Annotated in this window: 20 protein-coding genes and 1 pseudogene; 14 read left to right on the forward strand and 7 right to left on the reverse strand. The window is 71.9% G+C overall.

From position 1 onward, the window contains the following. Positions 1-513: pseudogene (locus ACTIE9_RS10930) on the forward strand (aminotransferase class V-fold PLP-dependent enzyme); the annotation flags it as partial. A gap of 246 nt (positions 514-759) precedes the next feature. Beyond that, positions 760-2076, forward strand: a complete 1317-nt coding sequence (locus tag ACTIE9_RS10935) for a PhoH family protein (RefSeq protein WP_439565633.1) — start codon at positions 760-762, stop codon at positions 2074-2076. 12 nt (positions 2077-2088) lie between these two features. Here ACTIE9_RS10935 and ACTIE9_RS10940 read toward each other — a convergent pair whose 3' ends face one another. Continuing rightward, a complete protein-coding gene (locus tag ACTIE9_RS10940) occupies positions 2089-2376 on the reverse strand; it encodes a helix-turn-helix transcriptional regulator (protein ID WP_439565607.1) in 288 nt (95 codons plus the stop codon). A gap of 106 nt (positions 2377-2482) precedes the next feature. Between ACTIE9_RS10940 and ACTIE9_RS10945 the strand changes: the two genes are divergently transcribed. Genes ACTIE9_RS10945 through ACTIE9_RS10955 form a run of 3 tightly spaced genes read left to right on the forward strand, consistent with a single transcriptional unit; the run spans position 2483 to position 6560 of the window. Continuing rightward, positions 2483-3859 carry a proton-conducting transporter transmembrane domain-containing protein gene (locus ACTIE9_RS10945; protein WP_439565608.1) on the forward strand — a complete coding sequence of 459 codons (1377 nt, stop codon included), beginning with the start codon at positions 2483-2485 and terminating at the stop codon, positions 3857-3859. Then, positions 3856-6240, forward strand: a complete 2385-nt coding sequence (locus ACTIE9_RS10950) for a DUF2309 domain-containing protein (protein ID WP_439565609.1) — start codon at positions 3856-3858, stop codon at positions 6238-6240. The genes ACTIE9_RS10945 and ACTIE9_RS10950 overlap by 4 nt, the downstream gene beginning before the upstream one ends. Next, positions 6237-6560: a P-II family nitrogen regulator gene (locus ACTIE9_RS10955; RefSeq protein WP_439565610.1), complete on the forward strand. Its 324-nt coding sequence runs from the start codon at positions 6237-6239 to the stop codon at positions 6558-6560. The genes ACTIE9_RS10950 and ACTIE9_RS10955 overlap by 4 nt, the downstream gene beginning before the upstream one ends. A 132-nt stretch (positions 6561-6692) precedes the next feature. Here the strand turns inward: ACTIE9_RS10955 and ACTIE9_RS10960 are convergent, their stop codons facing one another. From ACTIE9_RS10960 to xseA, 5 genes are all read right to left on the reverse strand, one after another. After that, complete coding sequence (locus ACTIE9_RS10960; RefSeq protein WP_439565611.1) at positions 6693-8090, reverse strand: class II fumarate hydratase; 1398 nt, start codon at positions 8088-8090, stop codon at positions 6693-6695. Between the two features lie 87 nt (positions 8091-8177). Next, on the reverse strand, positions 8178-8816 hold the full coding sequence (locus ACTIE9_RS10965) for a carbonic anhydrase (RefSeq protein ID WP_439565612.1): 639 nt from the start codon (positions 8814-8816) through the stop codon (positions 8178-8180). 76 nt (positions 8817-8892) lie between these two features. Next, a complete protein-coding gene (locus ACTIE9_RS10970; RefSeq protein ID WP_439565613.1) occupies positions 8893-9513 on the reverse strand; it encodes a DUF4245 family protein in 621 nt (206 codons plus the stop codon). A gap of 5 nt (positions 9514-9518) precedes the next feature. Beyond that, positions 9519-9746: an exodeoxyribonuclease VII small subunit gene (locus ACTIE9_RS10975; RefSeq protein WP_255160040.1), complete on the reverse strand. Its 228-nt coding sequence runs from the start codon at positions 9744-9746 to the stop codon at positions 9519-9521. Position 9747: 1 nt separating this feature from the next. Beyond that, a complete protein-coding gene (xseA, locus tag ACTIE9_RS10980) occupies positions 9748-11037 on the reverse strand; it encodes an exodeoxyribonuclease VII large subunit (RefSeq protein ID WP_439565614.1) in 1290 nt (429 codons plus the stop codon). A gap of 83 nt (positions 11038-11120) precedes the next feature. On the opposite strand from xseA, the gene ACTIE9_RS10985 reads away from it, so the two are divergent. The 7 genes from ACTIE9_RS10985 (at position 11121) to ACTIE9_RS11015 (ending at position 18883) form a co-directional block, all read left to right on the forward strand. Beyond that, on the forward strand, positions 11121-12050 hold the full coding sequence (locus tag ACTIE9_RS10985; RefSeq protein ID WP_439565615.1) for an ATP-binding cassette domain-containing protein: 930 nt from the start codon (positions 11121-11123) through the stop codon (positions 12048-12050). Beyond that, a complete protein-coding gene (locus tag ACTIE9_RS10990; protein WP_439565616.1) occupies positions 12047-12910 on the forward strand; it encodes an ABC transporter permease in 864 nt (287 codons plus the stop codon). Before ACTIE9_RS10985 ends, ACTIE9_RS10990 begins: the two co-directional genes overlap by 4 nt. Positions 12911-13010: 100 nt before the next feature. Further along, the gene (locus ACTIE9_RS10995) at positions 13011-14051 is read left to right on the forward strand and encodes a 4-hydroxy-3-methylbut-2-enyl diphosphate reductase (protein WP_439565634.1); all 1041 of its coding nucleotides are present in this window, start codon (positions 13011-13013) and stop codon (positions 14049-14051) included. A 14-nt stretch (positions 14052-14065) separates the two neighbouring features. Beyond that, positions 14066-15295 carry a sensor histidine kinase gene (locus ACTIE9_RS11000; protein WP_439565617.1) on the forward strand — a complete coding sequence of 410 codons (1230 nt, stop codon included), beginning with the start codon at positions 14066-14068 and terminating at the stop codon, positions 15293-15295. Further along, on the forward strand, positions 15292-16506 hold the full coding sequence (locus ACTIE9_RS11005) for a hypothetical protein (protein WP_439565618.1): 1215 nt from the start codon (positions 15292-15294) through the stop codon (positions 16504-16506). Before ACTIE9_RS11000 ends, ACTIE9_RS11005 begins: the two co-directional genes overlap by 4 nt. Then, positions 16503-17693, forward strand: coding sequence for a sensor histidine kinase (locus ACTIE9_RS11010; protein ID WP_439565619.1), 1191 nt, complete (start codon positions 16503-16505; stop codon positions 17691-17693). Before ACTIE9_RS11005 ends, ACTIE9_RS11010 begins: the two co-directional genes overlap by 4 nt. Next, the gene (locus ACTIE9_RS11015; RefSeq protein ID WP_439565620.1) at positions 17690-18883 is read left to right on the forward strand and encodes a hypothetical protein; all 1194 of its coding nucleotides are present in this window, start codon (positions 17690-17692) and stop codon (positions 18881-18883) included. Before ACTIE9_RS11010 ends, ACTIE9_RS11015 begins: the two co-directional genes overlap by 4 nt. Here ACTIE9_RS11015 and fbaA read toward each other — a convergent pair. Next, complete coding sequence (gene fbaA / locus ACTIE9_RS11020; RefSeq protein WP_439565621.1) at positions 18880-19908, reverse strand: class II fructose-bisphosphate aldolase; 1029 nt, start codon at positions 19906-19908, stop codon at positions 18880-18882. The two genes, ACTIE9_RS11015 and fbaA, sit on opposite strands and share 4 nt — an antisense overlap. Before the next feature lie 207 nt (positions 19909-20115). Here fbaA and glpX point away from each other — a divergent pair, with 207 nt between their 5' ends. Next, on the forward strand, positions 20116-21054 hold the full coding sequence (glpX, locus tag ACTIE9_RS11025) for a class II fructose-bisphosphatase (RefSeq protein ID WP_439565635.1): 939 nt from the start codon (positions 20116-20118) through the stop codon (positions 21052-21054). Between the two features lie 281 nt (positions 21055-21335). Further along, on the forward strand, positions 21336-22013 hold the full coding sequence (locus ACTIE9_RS11030) for a response regulator transcription factor (protein ID WP_439565622.1): 678 nt from the start codon (positions 21336-21338) through the stop codon (positions 22011-22013). Positions 22014-22084: the final 71 nt, after the last annotated feature.

Below are 22084 nucleotides of genomic sequence, written 5' to 3' on the forward strand. Positions count from 1 at the left end.
CGCGCCGGCCAGGGAACGGGGTTCCTCGCTCTGAGCGATCGTGCTCGGGAGCAGCTCACGCCCGTGTGGTCGGGCTGGCTCGCCCACGGAACCCCGGAGCTGCTGCACGAGGTGGTCGAACCGGCGGCCGACGCCGGAGCGTTCCGGGTGGGTTACGCGGACTCCTTCGCGCAGGCCCGCCTGGCCGGGGCGGTCGACGCGGTCGTCGCCGCGGGGGTGCCGAGCATCCGCTCGATCGTGGAGGAGCGCACCGCGCGCCTCATCGACCTTGCCGATGAGGCCGGGGTCGAGGTCGTCTCGCCGCGCGAGTCGGCCGAGCGGGCCGGCATCGTCGTGCTCGAGCCCCACCCCGAGTTCGTGAGCGCGCTCGCCGCCGCGCTGCACAACCACGGCGTGTCGGTCACCGTCCGCTCGGGTCGCGTGCGCCTGGGTGCCCACGTCTCGACGGGGGAGGAGACGTTCGAGCAGTTCCGGGCATCCCTCGCGGAGTTCTCGACGATGACCGGAGCCTGACGCGTCGACGCACACGGGCGCTCGTGCGCCGAATGTGACGGCTCGGTGACTCGCGCGTGTCGCTCCCGCCGCTGCGGGCACCCGGGCATAGCGTGACGCTCATCGGGCATCGCGCCCGATCGGGGCGGCCGGAACGATCGTCCTGAGACTCCCGGCCGAACCGCATACAACTGGTCCGGGGTCGCCCGCGTCCCCGGGGATGGAGCACCGGTGGCCGCTGCGAAGACCTCCCGTCAGAACCCGTCGATCTCGAGCGGCGAGAGCGAGGTGGCCCAGCGCACGTACGTTCTCGATACGTCGGTGCTGCTGAGTGATCCGAAGGCGCTGTTCCGGTTCGCCGAGCACGCGGTTGTGCTGCCGGTCGTCGTGATCGCCGAGCTCGAGGCGAAGCGCAACGACCCCGAGATCGGCTACTTCGCGCGTCAGGCGCTGCGCAACCTCGATGAGCTGCGCGTGCAGCACGAGCGTCTCGACTTCCCCATCGCCGTCGGTGAGGCGGGCGGCTCGCTCCGCGTCGAGCTCAACCACTCGAGCCAGTCGGTGCTGCCGAGCGGCTTGCAGCTGGGCGACAACGACTCGCGCATTCTCGCCGTCGCCATGAACCTCGCGAACGACGGTCTCGATGTCGTCGTCGTCTCGAAAGACCTGCCATTGCGCGTCAAGGCCTCGTCGATCGGCCTCTCGGCCGAGGAGTACCGCGCCGAGCTCGCGGTCGACAGCGGGTGGACGGGCATGGCTGATGTCTCGCTCTCGAGCGAGCAGATGGCCCAGCTCTACGACCGCGAGGTGCTGCGCACCCCCGTCGTGCGCGAGCTGCCGATCAACACGTCGCTCGTGATCCACAGCGATCGCGGCTCGGCGCTCGGCCGGGTGGTCGGCGACGATGAGATCGCCCTCGTGCGCGGCGACCGCGACATCTTCGGCCTGCACGGTCGTTCGGCCGAGCAGCGGCTCGCGATCGATCTGCTCATGGATCCGCAGGTGGGCATCGTCTCGCTCGGCGGTCGTGCGGGAACCGGCAAGTCGGCGCTCGCCCTGTGCGCGGGCCTCGAGGCGGTGCTCGAGCGTCAGCAGCAGCGCAAGATCATGGTCTTCCGGCCGCTCTACGCGGTCGGCGGGCAAGAGCTCGGCTACCTGCCCGGTGATGCCAGCGAGAAGATGAACCCCTGGGCTCAGGCCGTGTTCGACACGCTCGGCTCCGTGGTCTCGCAGAACGTGCTCGACGAGGTCATCGACCGAGGCCTGCTCGAGGTGCTGCCGCTGACGCACATCCGCGGCCGCTCGCTGCACGACGCCTTCGTGATCGTCGACGAGGCGCAGTCGCTCGAGCGCAACGTGCTGCTCACGGTGCTCAGCCGCATCGGCCAGAACTCGAAGGTCGTGCTCACCCACGACATCGCTCAGCGCGACAATCTGCGGGTCGGCCGCCACGACGGCGTCGCGAGCGTCATCGAGACGCTCAAGGGCCACGGGCTGTTCGGGCACATCACCCTCACGCGGTCCGAGCGCAGCGCGATCGCCGCGCTCGTCACCGAGCTGCTCGAAGGCAACGAGCTGGCCTGAGCGGGCGCGGCCTCAGGTGCTGGTGGGGGCGTTCGCGACCGCCTGCATCAGGTCGCCCACCGTGTGCGACCACTCGAGAGGGTGCCGGAGGGGCTGGGTCGTGACCACCTGGTAGGTGTTCCGTCGACCGTCGCGCTGCTTCACGAGGTATCCGCCCGCGACGAGGTCGGCGAGGATCCGCTGCGTGGCGCGCTCGGTGATACCGACGCGCTCGGCGATGTCGCGGATGCGCGACTCGGGGTCAACAGAGAGGCACACGAGCACGTGCGAGTGGTTGCTCAGGAAGGTCCATTCGGCCACGGCATCCACTGTACGGCCCCCTGATGCGGTTCCCCTGGTGTTTGTGACGTGATTCGCTTTACCTGACTCAAATTACGTGTATTGTGATGCGCGTAAGGAGGGTCACGTGAACTCAACACCGCGCCTGGTCACCGAGGTCGCGCCCGCGCTGTGGCGCGTCGACGGCGTCTCGCTGCTGCTGCTCGTGCTCGTCGTGGGGATCGCGGCCGCCGTGCTGCCCTACGCCCACCGCTCGCTCCGCGGCGATCGTCGCGGGCGCTCGGTCACGGTCGCGATCGCGGCCATGCTCGCCGCGACCGTCGTCGTGAGCATCGCCGGTCAGCTCTGGATGCTCGCTCTCGGGTGGAGCCTCGCCACCGCCGCGACGCTCGCGGCTCTCGGCCTCGGCGGAGGCCGGCCGGCCCTCGTGCGCGCCGCGGGCTGGCTGATCGTCGGCGACCTCGCCCTCTGGGCCGCCGTCGTCGCTGACGCGGCGGGCGCGAGTGGTGACACGGTGGCCCTGCTCCTCGTCGTCGCGGCCCTACTGCGCTGCGCGCTTCCGCCCGCGCACCCGTGGCTCGTCGACTCGCTGCACGCTCCGACGCCGGTGAGCGCGGCCCTGCACGGCGGGGTCGTCAACGGCGGCGGCATCCTCGTCGTGACCCAGATCGCGACCATCGCCTCGAGCCCGGTCGCCGTGGTGGTGCTCGCCGTGGGTGCGGCCGTCGCCATCGTGGCGGGCACCCTCGGCGCGCTCGTGCGCACCGACATCAAGGGTCGCCTCGTGATGTCGACGGTGGCGCAGATGGGGTTCATGCTGCTCTGCGCCGCGCTCGGCCTCGTGGTCGCCGCCCTCCTGCACCTCGTCGCGCACGGCTTCTACAAGAGCGCCCTCTTCCTCTCCTCGAGCGACGGAATCGATCGGCGCGCCGCCGAGCGACGCGCACCCCGCGCGACCGTTCCGGCTCCCGCCGCTCGCCGCGTGCGCGCGGTCGCGGGCGCCCTGCTGGCGGTCTCGGCGCTCGTGGTCTCCGCGATCGCGATCTACCCGGGCGGTCGCGGGCTCGCCGAGCTCGTCGTGCTCGTCGTGCTCGCGGGCGCATTCGGCGCCGCCGCGGCTCGCGTCACCGGACTGGCGCCGGGAGGCCTGCGGGCGGTGGGCGCCGCGTCGCTGGTCGCCGCCTCCGCCGTCGCGTTCGTCGTCGTCACCTCGACCCTCACCGCTGCGCTCGACCTTCCGCGACCCCCGCCGTCAGACGCGGCCGGCATCGTGCTGGGGCTCGCCGCTGCCGTGCTCATCGCGCTCGCGGCCATCGCCGCCCTGCGGCGCTGGGCACCGGCGAGCGGGGCGTCGCTCGCCCTGCTCGCGCTCGGGCTCCGCCTCGGCGCCCCGGCCGTGCGGGCGCGCACGGCGCCGACCGCGGGTCGGGCATCCGGGCCCGTCGAGTCGACCACCGCGATCCGAACCCTGCCGCAGCCCTCGTCGATCGGAGCATCCGCGTGACCGAGACCACCACGACGGCCGAGCGGGCCGCCCCCCGGCCGCTGCGGGTGCGCGCCCGCGCCGAGATGGCGGCGAGCGTGATCGCGCCCTACTACGGGCTCGACGCCGCCATCGCGGTCAACCCCGTGCTGCCCGCGCTGGGCGACGGCTTCGCAGCGGCCATCGAGCACGCGGTGCCCGCCCTCGGGGCGCGGGGCATCCTGACCGAGCAGCAGTTCCGCGCGCGCCTTGCCGACGGTCGCATCGCGGTCGCCGATCTCGCGCAGGCCATCCGTCGTCGCCGTCCGCACGAGGCGGTCGCCGCCCGCGACACCGACACCGCTCTCGTCTCCCGGTTCCTCGACGAGCCGATCGTCGAGCCCGCTGCGGCTCGCCCGACCGGGCCCGTCGACGAGCTCGTGACGCGCTGGTGCCGCGCGGCACTGGCGCCGGAGGCGGCCGCGTGGCCCGTGCCCGTCGATGAGCTCGGGTTCTACGGCGCCTGGCGCGCCCTCGCCCGCCACGACCGCTCACTGCCGCGCTCGGCCCGTCGTCGCGTCGCCGAGCTTCCGACCGGCGTCGATGCGTCTCTCGCCGCGTCTCTCGCGCACCTCGGTGTCGATGACGACGCGCAGCTGCCCTACCTCCGTGCCGAGCTGGCCCGCACGCCGGGGTGGACGGCGTATGTGCGCTGGCGCTCCATGACGACGGGCGACGTCGACATCGTCGAGCTGCTGGCCGTGCGCACGGCGCTCACGTGGGCGCTGGCGATCGCTCCGGAGACGGCCGCGGTCGCTCCCTCGGCGGATGCGGAGCGCGGGCTGATCTGGCAAGAAGCCTTCGAAGCGGGGCCGCACCGGTCGGTGCTGCGCCAGCTGAGCGCCGCTCCGGTCGGCACGGCCGCCGAGAGGCCGCGCGCGCACCTCGTGTTCTGCATCGACCCCCGCAGCGAAGGGTTGCGCCGTCACCTCGAGCACTTGGGCGAGTACACGACGGCAGGGTTCGCCGGGTTCTTCGGCATCGCCGCGCTCGTCGAGCCGCTGGCGGCCCCGGAACCGTCGGCGTCGTGCCCGGTGCTGCTCACGCCGCGGTACCTGGTGGCCGAGCGTCCCGCGCCGGGGGAGTGGCGCGGTGCCGCCCGGTTCGTGAGCGACCAGGCGACGCGCCGGGCTGTCCGCTCGGCGCTCAAGGCGCCCGATGCCCTCCCCGGGGCTCCGCTCGGCTGGGCGGAGGCCTCGGGCTGGGTGCTCGGACCGACGGCGATCGCGCGCAGCGTTCTCGCGGGTCGAGGAGGGCTTGGGGCACGACCCGACGACCCGGCCACCGACGTGCCGACGCTGTTCGACATCGACAGCGCGCTGACGCTCGACACGCAGGTCGAGACCGCCGAGGTGATCCTGCGCACGATGAGCCTCGTCGAGGGTTTCGCTCCGATCGTCGCGCTCGTCGGCCACGGCACGTCGACGACCAACAACGCCTTCCGCACGGCCCTCGACTGCGGAGCGTGCGGAGGCCACCGCGGTGCGCCCAACGCCCGCATCGCCGCGACGCTGCTCAACGCGGCGCCGGTGCGCGCGGGCCTGGCCGAGCGCGGCATCAGCATCCCCGCCGACACCCTCTTCATCGCGGCAGAGCACGACACGGCCACCGACCGGGTCACCGTCGTCGATGTCGCTCTGCTGCCTGCCGACCGTCGCGCCGAGATCGAGAGCCTGATGAGCGATCTGCGGCGGGCGGGTGGCGCTCTGGCCGCGGAGCGGGCGCGCGAACTGCCCGGTGCGCCGGAGGGAGCGCGCGCGAGCGCTGGTGTCGTGCGCCGGTCGCGCGACTGGGCCCAGGTCTACCCCGAGTGGGGCCTTGCCCGCAACGCCGCGCTCATCATCGGCCCGCGCACCCTGTCGGCCGATGCCGATCTCGAGCGCCGGGTGTTCCTGCACTCGTACGAGCCCCAGCACGATGCTGACGGCATCGCGCTCGAGACCATCCTCACCGCGCCCCTCGTCGTCGCGCATTGGATCAACGCGCAGTACTACTTCTCCTCCGTCGACACCGAGGTGCTCGGCGCGGGCACGAAGACGACCCACAACCTGGTGGGCGGAGCCGGTGTGCTCACGGGCCCGTCTGGCGACCTGCGGGTCGGCCTTCCGTGGCAGTCGATCGGCACGCGCGACGGACTGCATCACGAGCCGGTGCGTCTGCTCGTCGTGGTCGACGCTCCGCGCGAGCGCATCGAGCGCATCGTGAAGCAGGCCGAGGTCGTCAACCACCTCGTGCACGGCGAATGGGTGATCATGGTGCGACCGGGCGACAACCCGGGAGAGTGGGAGCGGTGCACCGCCGATGGGTGGCAGCCGTGGCTCATGGAATCGACTGTCGGAGACGAAGAGAAGGAGGCGGCATGAGCCGCGAATCACTGACGCGAATGACCAAGATCGAGGTCGTCGCCCGAACGGTCGACGCTGACGCCGTGCGCCGCCAGGTCGTCGCGGCGGGAGCGACCGGCTACACGAGCCTGCCCGCGGTGACCGGACTCGGCCACCACGGGGCGCACGAGGGTCGGCAGCTGTTCAACGACCGCGACGCGCTCACGCTCATCATCACGGTGGTGCCCGATGATCGCGCCGACGACCTCATCGACGGCCTGCGCTCGCTCCTCGAGCTGACCGCGGGGGTCATGTTCGTCTCCGACACCTATGTGAGCCGCCCGAACTACTTCCGCTGACGCGCTCGTCGGTCGGACTACGCTGAGGCGTGCAGCCCGCGTCGGTCTCGCCCGAGTGCTTCTCGAACCGGTGGTGCGGATCAGAGGGACAGGTTCGTCGACGCGGGCTGCTCGCGGGGTCGCGGTGAGGGCTTACAGCCCCGGCGACGTCATGCTCAGCACGTCGAGCGCGCTGTCGAGCTGCTCGAGGGTGACCTCGCCGCGCTCGACGAAGCCCAGGTCGATGACGGCCTCGCGGATCGTGAGTCCCTTCGCGACCGAGTGCTTGGCGATCTTCGCGGCGGCCTCGTAGCCGATCACCCGGTTGAGCGGGGTGACGATCGAGGGCGAGCTCTCGGCGAGGGCGCGGGCGCGCTCGAGGTTGGCCTCGAGACCGTCGATGGTCTTGTCGGCGAGCACGCGCGTCGAGTTCGCGAGGAGGCGGATCGACTCGAGCAGCGAGGTGCCCATGACGGGGATGGCCACATTGAGCTCGAAGGAGCCCGAGGCGCCCGCCCACGCGATCGTCGCGTCGTTGCCGATGACGCGTGCGCACACCATCAGCACGGCCTCCGGCACGACGGGGTTGACCTTGCCGGGCATGATCGACGAGCCGGGCTGCAGGTCGGGGATGTGCAGCTCGGCGAGGCCCGTGTTGGGGCCGGAGCCCATCCAGCGGATGTCGTTGCAGATTTTGGTGAGCGAGACGGCGAGCACCCGCAGCGCTCCTGAGGCCTCGACGAGCCCGTCGCGGGCACCCTGCGCCTCGAAGTGGTCGAGCGCCTCGGTGATCGGCAGGCCCGTCGTGCTCGCGAGCTCGGCGATGACCTTCTGCGAGAACCCGAGGGGCGTGTTGATGCCCGTGCCGGTCGCGGTGCCGCCGAGCGGCACTTCCGCGACCCGCTCGATGGTCGCCTGCACGCGGGCGATGCCGAGGCGGATCTGCCGCGCGTAGCCGGCGAACTCCTGACCGAGCGTGACGGGCGTGGCGTCCATGAGGTGCGTGCGGCCGGCCTTGACGGCGGTCTTCCAGAGCTCCGCCTTGACCTCGAGCGCGCTCGCGAGGTGCTCGAGGGCGGGGATGAGGTCGCGCAGCAGGGCGGCGGTGACGGCGAGGTGCACCGAGGTCGGGAAGACGTCGTTCGACGACTGCGAAGCGTTGACGTGGTCGTTCGGGTGCACCGGCAGGGCATCCGTCGAGGCGAGCGTCGCGAGCACCTCGTTCATGTTCATGTTCGACGACGTGCCCGAGCCGGTCTGGTAGGTGTCGACGGGGAACTGGTCGTGGTGCGCCCCGCCGATGATCTGGTCGGCGGCGCCGACGATCGCCTGCGCGAGCGGAGCATCCAGGATGCCCAGCTCGGCGTTCACGATCGCCGCGGCCCGCTTGATCTGGGCGAGAGCGATGATCTGCCCGCTCTCTAGGCCCGACCCCGAGATCGGGAAGTTCTCGACGGCGCGCTGCGTCTGCGCGCGGTAGAGGGCGCTGCGGGGCACCCGCACCTCGCCCATGGTGTCGTGCTCGATGCGGAAGTCGGTGTCAGTGCTCACGGCGGTGTGTTCCTTCTGATGACGGGAGGGGTTCGCAGGGGCGGTCGCGGTGGCAGGCGGTCGGCTCGACGTGCGGTGGTGCCGCGTTCAGAGCTGGCCGACGACGACATCGGGCACGACCCTGCCTTCACGAAGGCGGTAGTTCGCACCCACGATGGCCAGCGTACCGGCAGCGACCTCGTCGCTGATCAGCTCGCTCGCCGCGAGCAGGGCCCCGACGGTGTCGCGCAGGTGCTCGCGCCCCACCTCGAGCGCGTCGATGCCCGCGGCGTCGGGCGAGCCCGCCGCGAGGCGCACGCGATCGACGGCGGGCCGGATCTGGTCGACCAGCCCCTGGATGTGCACGGGCAGCGCCGGCGAATCGGCATCGACCGAGTCGATCGCCGCGGCCACGGCTCCGCACTCGTCGTGCCCGAGCACCAGGATCAGGGGCACGCGGAGCACGGCCACCGCGTACTCGAGCGAACCGATGACGCTGTCGCTGATGACCTGGCCCGCGTTGCGCACGACGAACAGATCGCCGAGACCCTTGTCGAAGATGATCTCGGCGGCGAGCCGCGAGTCGCTGCAGCCGAAGAGGGCCGCGTGCGGCGCCTGGAAGGCGGCGAGCTCGGTGCGCCGGTCGACGTCCTGCCGCGGATGCTGCGGCTCACCCGCGACGAACCGCGCGTTGCCCCGCTGCATCTCGCGCCAGACCTGCTCGGGCGTGCGGCGTGTCGTCGGCATGGTGCTCCTGGGCGGACTCGGGGTGGACGGTGCGCCTCTCGAGCGTAGTCCGCCGGTCGCCCTGCCGCCCCGGCGCTCAGTCGGCGTCGGGCAGCTCGGCGGCCACGGCGGTGGCGAGCAGGTCGAGGTCGGCGTCTGAGGCCGTGCCGTACAGCACGACCGTGCTGTCGGGCGTGCTCGTCACGAGCGCGATCTCGCGCAACCCGACGCCGTCGACGCCGCGGCGGTCGTAGCGCTGCCAGTCGACCCCGGCGATGCTCACGGTCTCGCCCTCGCCCGGGTCGCGCAGGGCATCCCGCAGCCAGCTCTGCTCGTCGGTGAAGCCCTGCAGCAGGCCGAGGAAGGTGCGATCGGCGGTGATGAACCCGATCGTCCACTCGTCGACGCCGCCGCTGCCGGCGAGCTCGGCCCGGTTGGCGCTCCAGCTGGGCGGTACGACAGGGGCGATGACCGAGGTTCCGAGGCTCGCCTCCGCCTCGGCGGCCGCGGCGGCGTAGTCGATCGCGAGCGGTGCCGGGTCGGGGCGCACGACGACGAGCACGAGGAAGAGCACGATGCCGAGCGAGGCCACGAGCGAGCCGATGAGGTTGCGGGTCGTCTGGTTGGCGCGGCGCTTGCGCCGGGCTTCTGCGATGCGGTCGGCCTTCTGCTGCGGCGTCTCGGCACCGGAGTCGTCGGTCGTCGGGGTCTCAGCCACCGCGCTCACCCTTCGGCGGCCGCGCGGGCCGCGTCGAGACGCTCTTTCGCGCCGATCAGCCACTCCTCGCAGCGGCGGGCGAGGGCCTCCCCGCGCTCCCACAGGGCGATGGACTGCTCGAGCGTGGCGCCGCCCTGCTCGAGCTCGCTGACGACGCGCACGAGCTCGTCGCGCGCCTGCTCGTAGCTGAGGCCGGCGATGTCGGCGGGGTCGGAAGCGGTCACGTCACTCATGCTAGGCGGGCCTTCCTTCGGGAGTCGTGGGAGTCGGAGCCGCGCCGTCGGGCCCGGCGAGGGGCGCCTCGGCGCGCGCGGCGAGGCGCCCGTCGGCGAGAGTGAGCACGAGAGCGTCGCCCGTCGCGACTTCGGCGGCCGATCGGATGACGGCGCCCGTCGCGGTCTGAGCGATGGCGTAGCCGCGGTCGAGGGTGCGCTGCGGCGAGAGCGCCCGCAACTGCGCCCGGCGCTCGTCGACGTCGACGTGCGCCCGCTCGAGCAGCCGGCTCGTCAGTTCGACTCCGCGAGCGACCGCGCGCGTGAGCTCATCGGCCCGCGTCTCGACGATCCAGGCGGAGGAGGCGAGGGCCGGGCGCGAGCGGATCGCGGTGATGCGGTCGACCTCGGTGGCGATCGCCCCGGTCACCCGCGTGAGCATGCGCGAGCGCACCTGCTGCACGCGCGCGAGCTCGTCGCTCACGTCGGGCACGACGCGCTTGGCAGCGTCGGTGGGCGTCGAGGCGCGCAGGTCGGCGACCTCGTCGAGCAGCGGCCGATCGTTCTCGTGCCCGATCGCGCTCACGAGCGGGGTGTCGCACGCGGCGGCGGCCCGGACGAGGCTCTCGTCGCTGAACGGCAGCAGGTTCTGGAAGTCGCCGCCGCCGCGGGCGACGATGATGACGTCGACCTCGGGGTCCGCATCCAATTGCCGGATGCCCGCCGTGACCTCGGCGACCGCCTTGTCGCCCTGCACGGCGGCGTGCACGACGCGGAACCGCACGGAGGGCCACCGCAGCTGCGCGTTGCGGATGACGTCTTTCTCGGCGTCGCTGTCTTTTCCGGTGACGAGCCCGATGCACTGCGGCAGGAAGGGCAGGGGCTTCTTGCGCTCGGGGGAGAAGAGGCCTTCGGCGGCGAGGGTGGCGCGCAGCCGCTCGAGCCGCTCGAGCAGGTCGCCGAGGCCGACGCGGCGCATCTGCGACACCTGCATCGTGAGCGTGCCGCCCTTGACCCACCAGTTGGCCTTGACGAGGGCGGTGACGCGATCGCCCTGCCCCAGCCCCTCGGGCAGCGTCGCGCGCACCGACGACCAGATGACGAACGACACCGTGGCGTCGTGGCTGACGTCTTTGAGCTTGCCGTAGACGTTGCCGCCCGAGACCCCCCATTGCGCGATCTCGCCGTCGACCCAGACCTGGCCGAGGCGGTCGATGTACTCCTTGAGCTTCGCCGAGAGCTGGGCGACCGGCCAGGGCGCATCGGCGCTGGAGGGAGCGGGCGATGCCGAGAAGGATGGGGCGTCGGTCACGGTGCCCTCCTTGCGTCGATCGGCGGCTTTCGCCAGGGTAGTCGACAGCGCCGACGAACCGGCGCCCGCATCCCAGGAGCCCCATGGTCACCCCCACCCCGCTCGAGATCGATTCGCTGACGAAGGTCTACGGCGAGGTCACGGCCCTGCGCGACGTCTCGTTCTCGGCGCGGCCGGGGCGCGTCACGGGCTTTCTCGGCCCCAATGGCGCGGGCAAGACCTCGACCCTGCGCATCCTGCTGGGGCTCAATCGTGCGACGGCCGGATCGGCGCTCATCGACGGCCAGCGCTATCGCGACCTCGCGTCGCCGATGCGGCGGGTCGGCGGGTCGCTGTCGGCCGACGTGTTCCACCCGGGTCGCAGCGGCCGCAATCATCTGCTGACGCTCGCGATCGCGGCCGGCATCGACCGGGCGCGGGTCGACGCCGTGCTCGCGCAGGTGGGGCTCGCCGAGGCGGCGCGGCGCGCGGTCGGCGGCTACTCCCTCGGCATGCGCCAGCGGCTGGGGCTCGCGGGCGCGCTGCTCGGCGACCCCGACGCGCTCGTGCTCGACGAGCCCATCAACGGCCTCGACCCCGACGGCATCCGCTGGATGCGCGGCCTGCTGCGCGCGCTCGCCGATGAGGGCCGCACCGTGCTGCTCTCGAGCCACGTGCTGAGCGAGGTGCAGCAGACGGTCGACGATGTCGTGGTCATCCGTCACGGTCGCATCGTGTTCGACGGCACGCTCGACGCCCTCGAAGCGGGGACCGCGCGCGTGCGCGTCGATGCGACCGATCGGGCGGCGCTGCGGGATGCCCTCACGCGCGCCGGCGCGACCATCGAGCTCGGCGCCGCGGGGCTGACGGTGCTCGGGCTCGATGCCGCGCGCACAGGCGAGGTCGCGCGCGACGCTGGTCTCGCTCTCACGCACCTGAGCGACGAGGGCGACGGGCTCGAGTCGGTGTTCCTCGCCCTCACGGCGGAGTCCGCCGCCGATGCGGCGGCCGCACACGAGGGGAGCGCCGCGTGACCGCCCTCGCCGCGGGTCTGGCTCGTGCCACCGCCGCCGAGCTGGCGAAGGTGTTCTCGCTGAAGGCATGGTGGCTGCTCGCCCTCATCATGGTGGCCTACGTCGGCATGACCGCCGCGGGGCTCGCATTCTTCTTCAGCGACCTCGGTGCGCAACTCGCCGGCGCGGGCACGGGCGCCCCGGCCCCCGAGCTCGACCCCGTCGTCGCGGCGAACCTCGTCTACAGCAGCGTGACCGCGGTCGGGCTCGTCATCCCGCTGCTGTTCGGCGCGCTGCTCGCGACGACCGAGTACCGGCACGGCACGCTCACCCCGACCGTGCTCGCGCAGCCCCGCCGCGGCGTGGTTCTCGCCGCCAAGGGCATCGTCGCGGCGCTCATGGGCGCGCTCTACGGCGTGTTCGGCCTCATCGGCTCGGTCGGCCTCGGCGCCCCGGTGCTCGCAGCCCTCGGCGAGCCGACCGCGCTCGGCGAGCCCGAGGTCATCGCCGTGCTGCTGCGCACGCTGCTCGCCACGGCCCTGTGGTCGCTGCTCGGCCTCGGCCTCGGAGCGCTGCTGACGAGCCAGATCGCCGCCATCGTGATCGTGCTCGCGTTCACGCAGTTCGTCGAGCCGATCCTGCGCCTCGTCGCGAGCGTGTGGGAGTGGTCGGCCTCGCTCGGCCGCTTCCTGCCGGGGTCGGCCACCGACGCTCTCGTGGGTGCGGGCATCCTGAGTTCACTGAACGCGATCGATCCCAGCGCGCCGTCCGCGCCGGTGGATGCCCTGCTCTGGTGGCAGGGCGGCCTCGTGCTCGCCGCGCTCGCGTCGGCGCTCATGCTCGCGGCTGCGCTCACGACGCTGCGGCGCGACGTCGAGTAGCAGCACCGTCGCTGTCGACGGTGCCGGAGCCCATACGCAGGCGGCCCCTCGTAGACTGGGGGGTGTGAGCACGATCTCGAATGGCGCCCTGGGCTCGACCCTGACCGCACCCGTCATCCCCCAGCGCCGCGAGCGGCTGCGGCCGGTCGAGGTCGACCGCCCCAAGACGGTGCTCCTCGCCGCACCGCGCGGCTACTGCGCCGGCGTCGACCGCGCGGTCATCGCCGTCGAGAAGGCGCTCGAGCAGTACGGCGCCCCGGTCTACGTGCGCAAGCAGATCGTGCACAACGTGCACGTCGTGAGCGAGCTCGAGAAGCAGGGTGCGATCTTCGTCGACGAGGTCGAGGAGGTTCCGCCGGGCTCGCACATCGTCTTCTCCGCCCACGGCGTGAGCCCCGCCGTCGTGCAGGGCGCCGCCGACCGCGACCTGCTTGCGATCGACGCCACCTGCCCGCTCGTGACGAAGGTGCACCGGGAAGCCGTGCGATTTGCGAAGCAGGACTACCGCATCCTGCTCATCGGTCACGCGGGTCACGAAGAGGTCGAGGGCACGATGGGCCACGCGCCCGAGCGCATGATCCTCATCGGCACGCCCGAAGAGGCCGACACGGTCGAGGTGCCCGAGGCCGACGAGCTCATCTGGCTCTCGCAGACCACGCTGAGCGTCGACGAGACCATGGAAACCGTTCGGCGCCTGCGCGCGCGGTTCCCGCACCTGCAAGACCCGCCCAGCGACGACATCTGCTACGCCACCCAGAACCGCCAGGTCGCCATCAAGAAGGTCGCGCCCGAGACTGACCTCGTGATCGTCGTCGGCTCGGCGAATAGCTCGAACAGCGTGCGCTTGGTCGAGGTCGCGCTCGAGTACGGCGCGAAAGCCGCCTACCGCGTCGACTACGCGAGCGAGATCAAGCAGGAGTGGTTCGAGGGCGTCGCCACCGTCGGCGTCACGAGCGGTGCGAGCGTGCCCGAGGTGCTCGTCGAGCAGGTGCTTGCCGACCTGCGCGACGCCGGCTTCGACGCGGTCTCCGAGGTCAAGACGGCGGAGGAAGACCTGCAGTTCTCGCTGCCGAAAGAGCTGCGCCGTGACGCGCAGGGCAACGTCGACGAACGGGCGCTCGGCGGGCGCATCCGCGACTGATCGGCCTCGCCGAGATGAGCGCGAGCGCTCCGCACCCGCTGCGGCCCGCGCCGCCGCCGCGAGAGGTGACCGCGGCCGCGCTCGTTCGGGGGCTGGCTTCCGCCCAGCGGCTGATCGGCCCCGCGTCACTCGTGCTCGCCCTCGCCCTCATGGTCGAGGTCGCCGTGCGCTCGGAGGGCGCCGCCGCGCTCGGTGCCCTCGTGCTCTGGTGGTCGCCCGCGTTCGTCGCCGCGGTGGTGCTCGCCCTGCGGCCGACCGTGCCGACCGCGCTCCTGACGGTCGGGGTGGGGCTCGTCGCGGGCACGGGCTTCGTCGCCACGATCCTGCAGGCCTACACCCCTGAGCAGTCGCGCGGGCTGTTCCTGGTCGAGGCGCTCGCATGGGCGCTCATGTTCATCGGCGCGGTGCGCCCGAACGCGGCCGACGGGGTGCTCTGGGTCGCGGTCGGCCTCGGTGCCGGCACCGTCGCGCTCGTCGCGGGCCACGTCATCGCCGGTCGCCCGCTCGCCCTGTCTCCTGACCGGCTCGTCGACGCCGTCATCATGGCGGTCGCGTACGCGGTGATTGCCCTCGGCGGTCGGCGGCGACGCGATCGGGTTCCCGAGCTTCCGGATGCCGCGCTCGTGTCGCGCCGGCAGCACGCGGCCCAGCGCCGTGAGCGGGCGGCCGCGGCGCTCGTGCACGATACGGTTCTCGCGTCGCTCACGCTCCTCGAGCGAGGGGAATCCCGACTGGACGATCGGGTGCGGCAGGGCATCCGGCGCGATCTCGACGCCGTGGCTCAGGCGAGCGCCACCTCGGTGGGCGTGGTGAGCGCGGCCCCGGTGGAGGGCTCGCTCGCGGCACGCCTGCTCGCGATCGTCGACGACCTGCGCTGGAGCGGCCTGCGCGTCGACCTCACGGGCGCGGAGGCCCTCGCGACGACGTCGGTCGTCACGGACTCGGCTGCCGAGGCCGTGCTCGCCGCGATGACCGCGGCGCTCGAGAACGTGCGGCACCATTCCGGCGTCGATCGGGTCGAGGTGACCGTCGGGCGCACGGCACGCGCGCTCACCGTGCTCGTCGTCGACGGCGGTACCGGGTTCGACTCCGACGCGGTGCCGACCGACCGGCTGGGTCTGCGCGAGTCGATCCACGGTCGACTGTCGCGGGTCGGGGGCACGGCCAGGGTCTGGTCGAACGAGTCGGGCACGACAGTCATGCTGACGGTGCCGATCGAGGCCACGGCGGAGGGCCCGCCGTGAGCGCGCCGCTCGAGCCGCGCCGCATCGACACCCTGAGCTGGTGGCGGCGCTCGTCGCTCGACATCGACACCTTGAGTTGGCTGACCTCATCGCTCGTGAGCAGCTGGGTGACCCTCGCCGTCGCGCTCGTCGGGCTCTCGGCGGTGGCGCTGGGCGGGCAGGGGGGATACCGGCCCGCGTTCCAGCTCGTCGCCGTCGTGGTGATGACCGGCGCCGCGTACGCCATCCACCGCGGGGCTATGCCCTCGCGACCGCGGTTCGGGGTGCGGCGCGCGGCGCTCATCGTGACGCTGGCGTCGATCGCGGTGATGGGGTCGGCTCTCGCCCTCGTCGACCGCAACCCCGTGATCCCCGCCGTGGATGCCCTGCTGCCGTCGCCCCCTGATCCGCGCTTCGCTCTCGAGCTGTGGTGGGCCCCGGTCTGCGCCGCCCTCATCGTCATGGCCATGAGCCCCTTCGTGGCCGGCCGGGTCTTCGTTCCGGGCGCGCTGCTGGTCGTGGCGGCGACCGCGGCCTCCGCCGGCTTCGTCGCGGCCGACCGCGGCAGCGAGCTGCCCATCGCCGATGTCGTCGTGATCACGTCGTCGACCGTGTTCGCGGTGATCGGGGGCGTCGTGCTCAACCGCACCCTGGTGACGGCGGTGCAGAGCTGGCGGCGGGGTGTCGGTGCCGCCGCACCCGATGACGACGCTGTGGAGCCTGCTGCCGCCGTCGTCGACCGCATCACCGGGGGCCGTTACTCGACCGCCGTCGTGCCCTTCCTCGAGCGGCTCGAGCGCGCCGCCGTCATCCACGATCGTGATCGTCGAACGGCGGCGCGCTTGGCGCGCGACCTGCGCCGGGCTCTCGTCGAGCGGGGCTATCAGAGCTGGCTCGCGGCCCACGTCGCCGGTCGACCCGTCTACGTCACCGATCCCTTCCGGCTCGCCGACACCATCACGGTCGATCAGCGGGCGGCGATCATCGCGCTCATCGACGGCCTGTTCAGCGATCCGGAGGCGGGGGTGTTCGGCGCCCGGCTCGATCTCGCGCCCGCCGACGATGACGCGGTCGCGGTCGCGGTGACGGTCGGACTCGCCCTGCCGGAGGGCCGCCGCACGGCTGTGCTCGCGCCGTACTATCTGACTGTGAAGTCGGTCGTGCGGCGCATCGAGTGGCGGGGCGGCGAGTCGCTCGTGGTCACCTTCGACGTCGACAGCGAGCGCCGATGACCGCCGTCGCGCTGCCGCGCGCTGTCGCCGCGCGCATCACCGTTCGCGGTCTTGCGACGGCGCAGCGGGTCATCGCGGCGGTCGGCTCCCTCGTCGCCTCCGCCGTCGTTCTCGACGTGCTCATCGCCCGCGGCTCGGCTGAGTACGCGCCTCTCGGGGTGGCACCGTTCGTCGGCATCGGTCTGCTCGCCCTCGTGCTGCTGTGGCGGCCCGGTGCCGTGACGGCCGCCCTCTATCTCGCGGGCGGGTCGGTCTTCTCGGTCGCCGTGCCGGTGCTCGCGCTCGCTGCCGATCCCGAGATCGATGACCAGGGGCCCTACCTGCTCAATCGCATCGCGACCGCGATGTGCCTCGTCGGCGCGGTCTCCGGCCGCGCACTGAGCGGGGTGGTCTGGTCGACCGCCGCCTTCGTCGTGGCCCAGTCCAGCGTCGTCGTAGGCCTCGCTCTCGCCGGTAGCACCGTGACTCCGGGCATCGGCCCGGTCATCGTGTTCTCGATCTCGCTCGTCGCCTACCTGACCCTGGCGATCGCTCAGCGGCAGTCCGAGCGGCAACTCGAGCCGCTCGCATTCGCCGCCGACGATGTGCGCGACGCCGACCGCCGGCGGTTGCTCGAGCAGCGTGCCGCGAGCGTCGTGCACGACACGGTTCTTGCTGACCTGGCGGCGATCGCTCGATCGCCCGGGCCCCTGTCGCCTCGGGCGAGCGAGGTGCTCGGCGAGCATCTCAGTGTCATCGCCGCCTCTACGGTGGCCGAGCCGACGGGCCCCTCTGCCTCGGGCAGTGCACTCGGGGATGCCCTCCTCGAGCTCGCTCACGAGTACCAGTGGAGCGGGGTGCGGGTCGATGTGAGCGGCGCCGAGCTGGTCGGGGACGAGGTTCCCTCCGCGACGCGGCACGCCGTCGTCGGCGCTGCGCGCGCGGCCCTCGACAACGTCGTGAAGCACGCCGGCACGGATCGCGCCGAGCTCGTCGTGGGCGCCCGCGATGGCACGCTCACCGTGCTCGTCGTCGACGACGGCTGCGGCTTCGCCGCCGCCGACGTCGCCGACGACCGTCTGGGCCTCCGCATGTCGATCGATCAGCGCATCGAGGCCGTCGGCGGTGCCGTGCGGGTGTGGTCGGGCCCGGACGGCACGACCGTCATGGTGACCGTGCCCATCCCCATCGAGTCCGGGGCATCGTGATGGCGACCGCCTGGAGTCGCAGCCCGTGGGACGCCGACCCGCTCAGCTGGTTCACGACGCCCAACCTGCCGCTCGCGGCAGCCGGACTCACGCTCGTGCACGGCATTCTCACCCTCGGGCCCGCGGGGCAGGCCGGTTCGCGCCCGCTCGTCCAGGCGGCCGGCCTCGCCCTGGCCGTGATCGCACAGCTGTGGGTGCACGTCGTCACGCGCCCGCGCCGCGGCCCGTTCACGGTCGTGCGCGGTCTCGTCGGTGCGACCGTGGCCTCGGCGGCCCTCGTCGTCTCGGCGATCGGCTATCGAGGAGAAGCGTTCTCGCTCGAGCTCTGGTGGGCACCGCTGGCGCTCGCACTGCTCCTGCTCGCCATGGCTCCCTACGTCTCAGCGGTCGGGATGGCGGCGCTGGGGTCGGTTCTGCTGGTGGTCGGAACCGCGACGATTCTTCTGCTCGTCGTTCCCGACGACGCTACCTGGCCGCCCTTCTCGACCGTGGTGATCACGCTCTTCCCCATCATCGCCGGAACGGTGGGCGGTGTCGTGATGATCCGCGTCATCACCGTGGTTCTCTCCCGCTGGAGCGAGCGCCCTCTCGAGGTCACCACCGCACGACCAGCTGATGACGACCTCGTGGCGGCGGTCGATCGCGCGACGAGCGACCGCATCTCGCCGGCCGTGGCCTTCATCAGGGCGGTTCTCGACCGCGGGGTGATCACCGAGGGTGACGCCCTCCGGGCAGCGGCGCTCGCCGAGCACGTGCGCGCCGAGCTCACGGGCGAGGTCGACCGCACCTGGATCGAACGCGTCGCCGATGGCCGCGCCGTCACGGTCGATGACCCCGATCGGCTCGCCGAGTGCCTCGATCTCGCCCAGCGCACCGCGATGCGCGCGCTGCTGGATGCCCTGCTCGGGCACTCTGACCCCCAGCTCGGCTCCGCCCGTATCGAGTTGCGCCGCACGCCGGACGGGGCCATCGCGGTCGCCCTGCGCATCCGCAGCACGCTGCCCGAGGGGCGTCGTGAGACGTTCCTCGCGCCCTACTACGTCAGTCTGCAGTCGACCGTCGAGAACCTGCGCTGGCGCAACGGACCGGTGACGGCGGTCGAATTCGAGGTCGCCGGCATGGCCCGCCCGCGCAGCGCGGTGCAGCGAACGCCCGAGCCGGGCACGCCGGGCGGCCCCGTCGCTCGCTAGCGGCCCGAGTGCCCGGCCGAGCCGAGCTGCTGCGTGGCCTCGACGACGCGCTTGGCCATCGCCGTCTCGGCGGCCTTGCCCCAGGCGCGCGGGTCGTAGATCTTCTTGTTGCCCATCTCGCCGTCGACCTTGAGGAACCCGTCGTAGTTCTTGAGCACCGAGTCGGCAACCGAGCGGCTGAACGCGTACTGCGTGTCGGTGTCGATGTTCATCTTGATGACACCGTTCTTGACGGCCGTCGAGATCTCGTCGTCGGTCGAGCCGGAGCCGCCGTGGAAGACGAGGTCGAGCGGGAGGGCATCCGTGCCGTACTTCTGAGCGATGCCGGTCTGGATCTCGGCCAGCAGTTCGGGGCGCAGCTTGACGTTGCCCGGCTTGTAGACGCCGTGCACGTTGCCGAAGGTGAGCGCGGCCATGTAGCGGCCCTGCTCGCCGAGGCCGAGAGCCTCGACCGCGGCCGTCACGTCGCCGAGGGTCGTGTAGAGCGCGTCGTTCGAGCCCTCGTGCTGCACGCCGTCTTCCTCGCCGCCGACGACACCGATCTCGACCTCGAGAATGGCGTGGATGGCCTTCATGCGGGGGAGGAGGTCGCGCGCGATCTCGAGGTTCTCGGCGAGCGGCACAGCCGAGCCGTCCCACATGTGCGACTGGAAGATCGGGTTGCGCCCGGCCTTCACCTCGGCCTCGCTCGCGGCGATGAGCGGCATGACGAAGCCGTCGAGTGCGTCTTTCGGGCAGTGGTCGGTGTGCAGCGCGACCGTCACGGGGTAGTTCTTGGCCACCTCGGTGGCGAACGCGGCGAACGCGAGGGCGCCCGAGGCGCGGGCCTTCACGCTCTGGCCCGCGAAGTAGTCGGCACCGCCCGTCGTGACCTGGATGATGCCGTCGGAGCCGGCCTCGCTGAGCCCCTGCAGCACGGCGTTGATCGTCGACGACGACGACACGTTGATGGCGGGGTAGGCGAAGCCGCCCTTCTTGGCCTTGTCGAGCATCTCGGCGTACTGCTCGGGTGTGGCGACGGGCATGGCGGCTCCTTGCGATGTGGTGGGGTGGGTGCGATCCGAGTCTAGCCAGCGGGCGTGCCGCGGGGGCCCGTGCGCCGATAGTCTGGGCCTGCGCTGATCTACCACCCGGCGCGTCCTGCACTCCGCCCGTCCACCCACGGAAAGGACGCCCTCGTGGTGACCACTGAGACCGGAACCCTGTTCCTGCACCCCGACCGCAACCTCGCGATGGAGCTCGTGCGCGCCACCGAGGCGGCCGCCATCCGCTCGGCGCCGTTCATCGGCAAGGGCGACAAGCTCGCGGCCGACGGGGCGGCGGTGGATGCGATGCGCAAGTTCCTGGGCACCGTCAACTTCAGCGGCCTCGTCGTCATCGGCGAGGGGGAGAAGGACAACGCACCGATGCTCTTCAACGGTGAGGTGGTCGGGAACGGCCAGGGCCCGGCGTGCGACATCGCCGTCGACCCCATCGACGGCACCTCCCTCACGGCGGCAGGCCGCAGCCACGCGATCTCGATGATCGCCGTCGCCGACCGTGGCACGATGCTCGACGCCTCGAGCGTGTTCTACATGGAGAAGCTCGTCGCCGGGTGGGAGGGCATCGGGGTGCTCGATATCCGCCAGTCGATCGCCGAGAACATCCGCGCGCTCGCCGCGGTCAAGAAGAAGCCGATCGACGAGATGCGCGTCGCCGTGCTCGACCGACCGCGCCACGAGGGGCTCATCGCCGAGATCCGCGCCACGGGCGCGGGCACGCGGCTGATCCTCGACGGCGACGTCGCCGGCGGCATCAACGCGGCCCGGCACGACTCGCGCATCGACCTGTGCGTGGGCACCGGCGGCAGCCCCGAGGGCGTCGCGACGGCGTGCGCGGTCAAGGCGCTCGGCGGCTTCATCCAGGGCCGCCTCGCCCCCGGCAGCGACGAGGAGCGCGCGCGCGGCGCCGCCGCTGGCCTCAAGTTCGACCACGTCTACGAGGCCGACGAGCTCGTGCGCAGCGACAACACCTTCTTCGTCGCCACCGGGGTGACCGACGGCGAGCTCGTGCGTGGCGTGCGGCGCGAGCGCGGCATCATCACGACCGAGTCGATCGTGCTGCGCTCGCGGTCGGGCACGATCCGCCGGGTGACGGCCGACCACCTCGAGAACAAGTGGCTCGACGCCTGAGCGCCACGGGGGTGAGCGCTGCCGACTGATCCCGGCCGCAGCACCCGGTGACGCGAGCTTCAACGCCGGCGCTGTGGGGAAAACAGCCTCGAGCGTCAGGTCATTGCGGTCGTCCCGGTCGTTGGGCGTCGATCATCATCACCGACGCCATGTGTTGAGGTGCGAGCTTCTCGGCTCGGAGGTCTGCTTTTTCGCACTCGACCAGCAATGGCCGGACTGTGACACCGTTGCTTTCGGCTCGCTTCAGCGGTCCTTCAGGACAGTGCAACCACACTAGTGAAATGCGCGTGCTCATCGTCGACGACGAAGTTCGGTTCGCCGACGGTCTGCGGCGCGGCCTCGAGGCGGAGGGCTTTGCCGTCGACGTCGCCCATGACGGAGTCGATGGCCTCTGGTACGCGCGAGAGCACCGGTACGACGCCATCCTGCTCGACATCATGATGCCGGGGATGAGCGGCTACCGCGTGTGCCGCGCATTGCGCGACGAGGGCGACTGGACGCCTGTGCTCATGCTGACGGCGAAAGACGGCGAGTGGGATCAGGTGGAGGGGCTCGACACCGGTGCGGATGACTACGTGGTTAAGCCCGTCCACTTCGCCGTCCTTGTCGCGCGCATCCGCGCTCTTGTCCGTCGCGGCGCGCGAGAGCGGCCCGTCGTTATCGAGCTGGGTGACCTGCGCGTCGACCCGGCGGCGCGCACGGTGTATCGGGGTGCGCAGAGAATCTCGCTCACAGCGCGCGAGTACGCCGTGTTCGAGTTCCTCGCTCGACGCGCCGGCACCGTGCTGAGCAAGCGCGAGGTTATCGACGGGGTGTGGGACGCGGACTTTGACGGCAATCAGAACATCGTCGAGGTGTACATCGGTCATCTCCGATCAAAGATCGACCGCCCGTTCGGAAGGAACGCTATCTCCACAGTGCGCGGCGCGGGCTACCGTCTGGCACCCGATGGCGGTTAGGCGAGGTCGCCGTGGTGTCCGCGCGCGTATCACGACCGCCACCGCCGCAGCCGTGCTTGTCGGTCTTTCGA

The organism is Microcella sp., assembly GCF_051860105.1.
GTDB lineage: Bacteria > Actinomycetota > Actinomycetes > Actinomycetales > Microbacteriaceae > Microcella.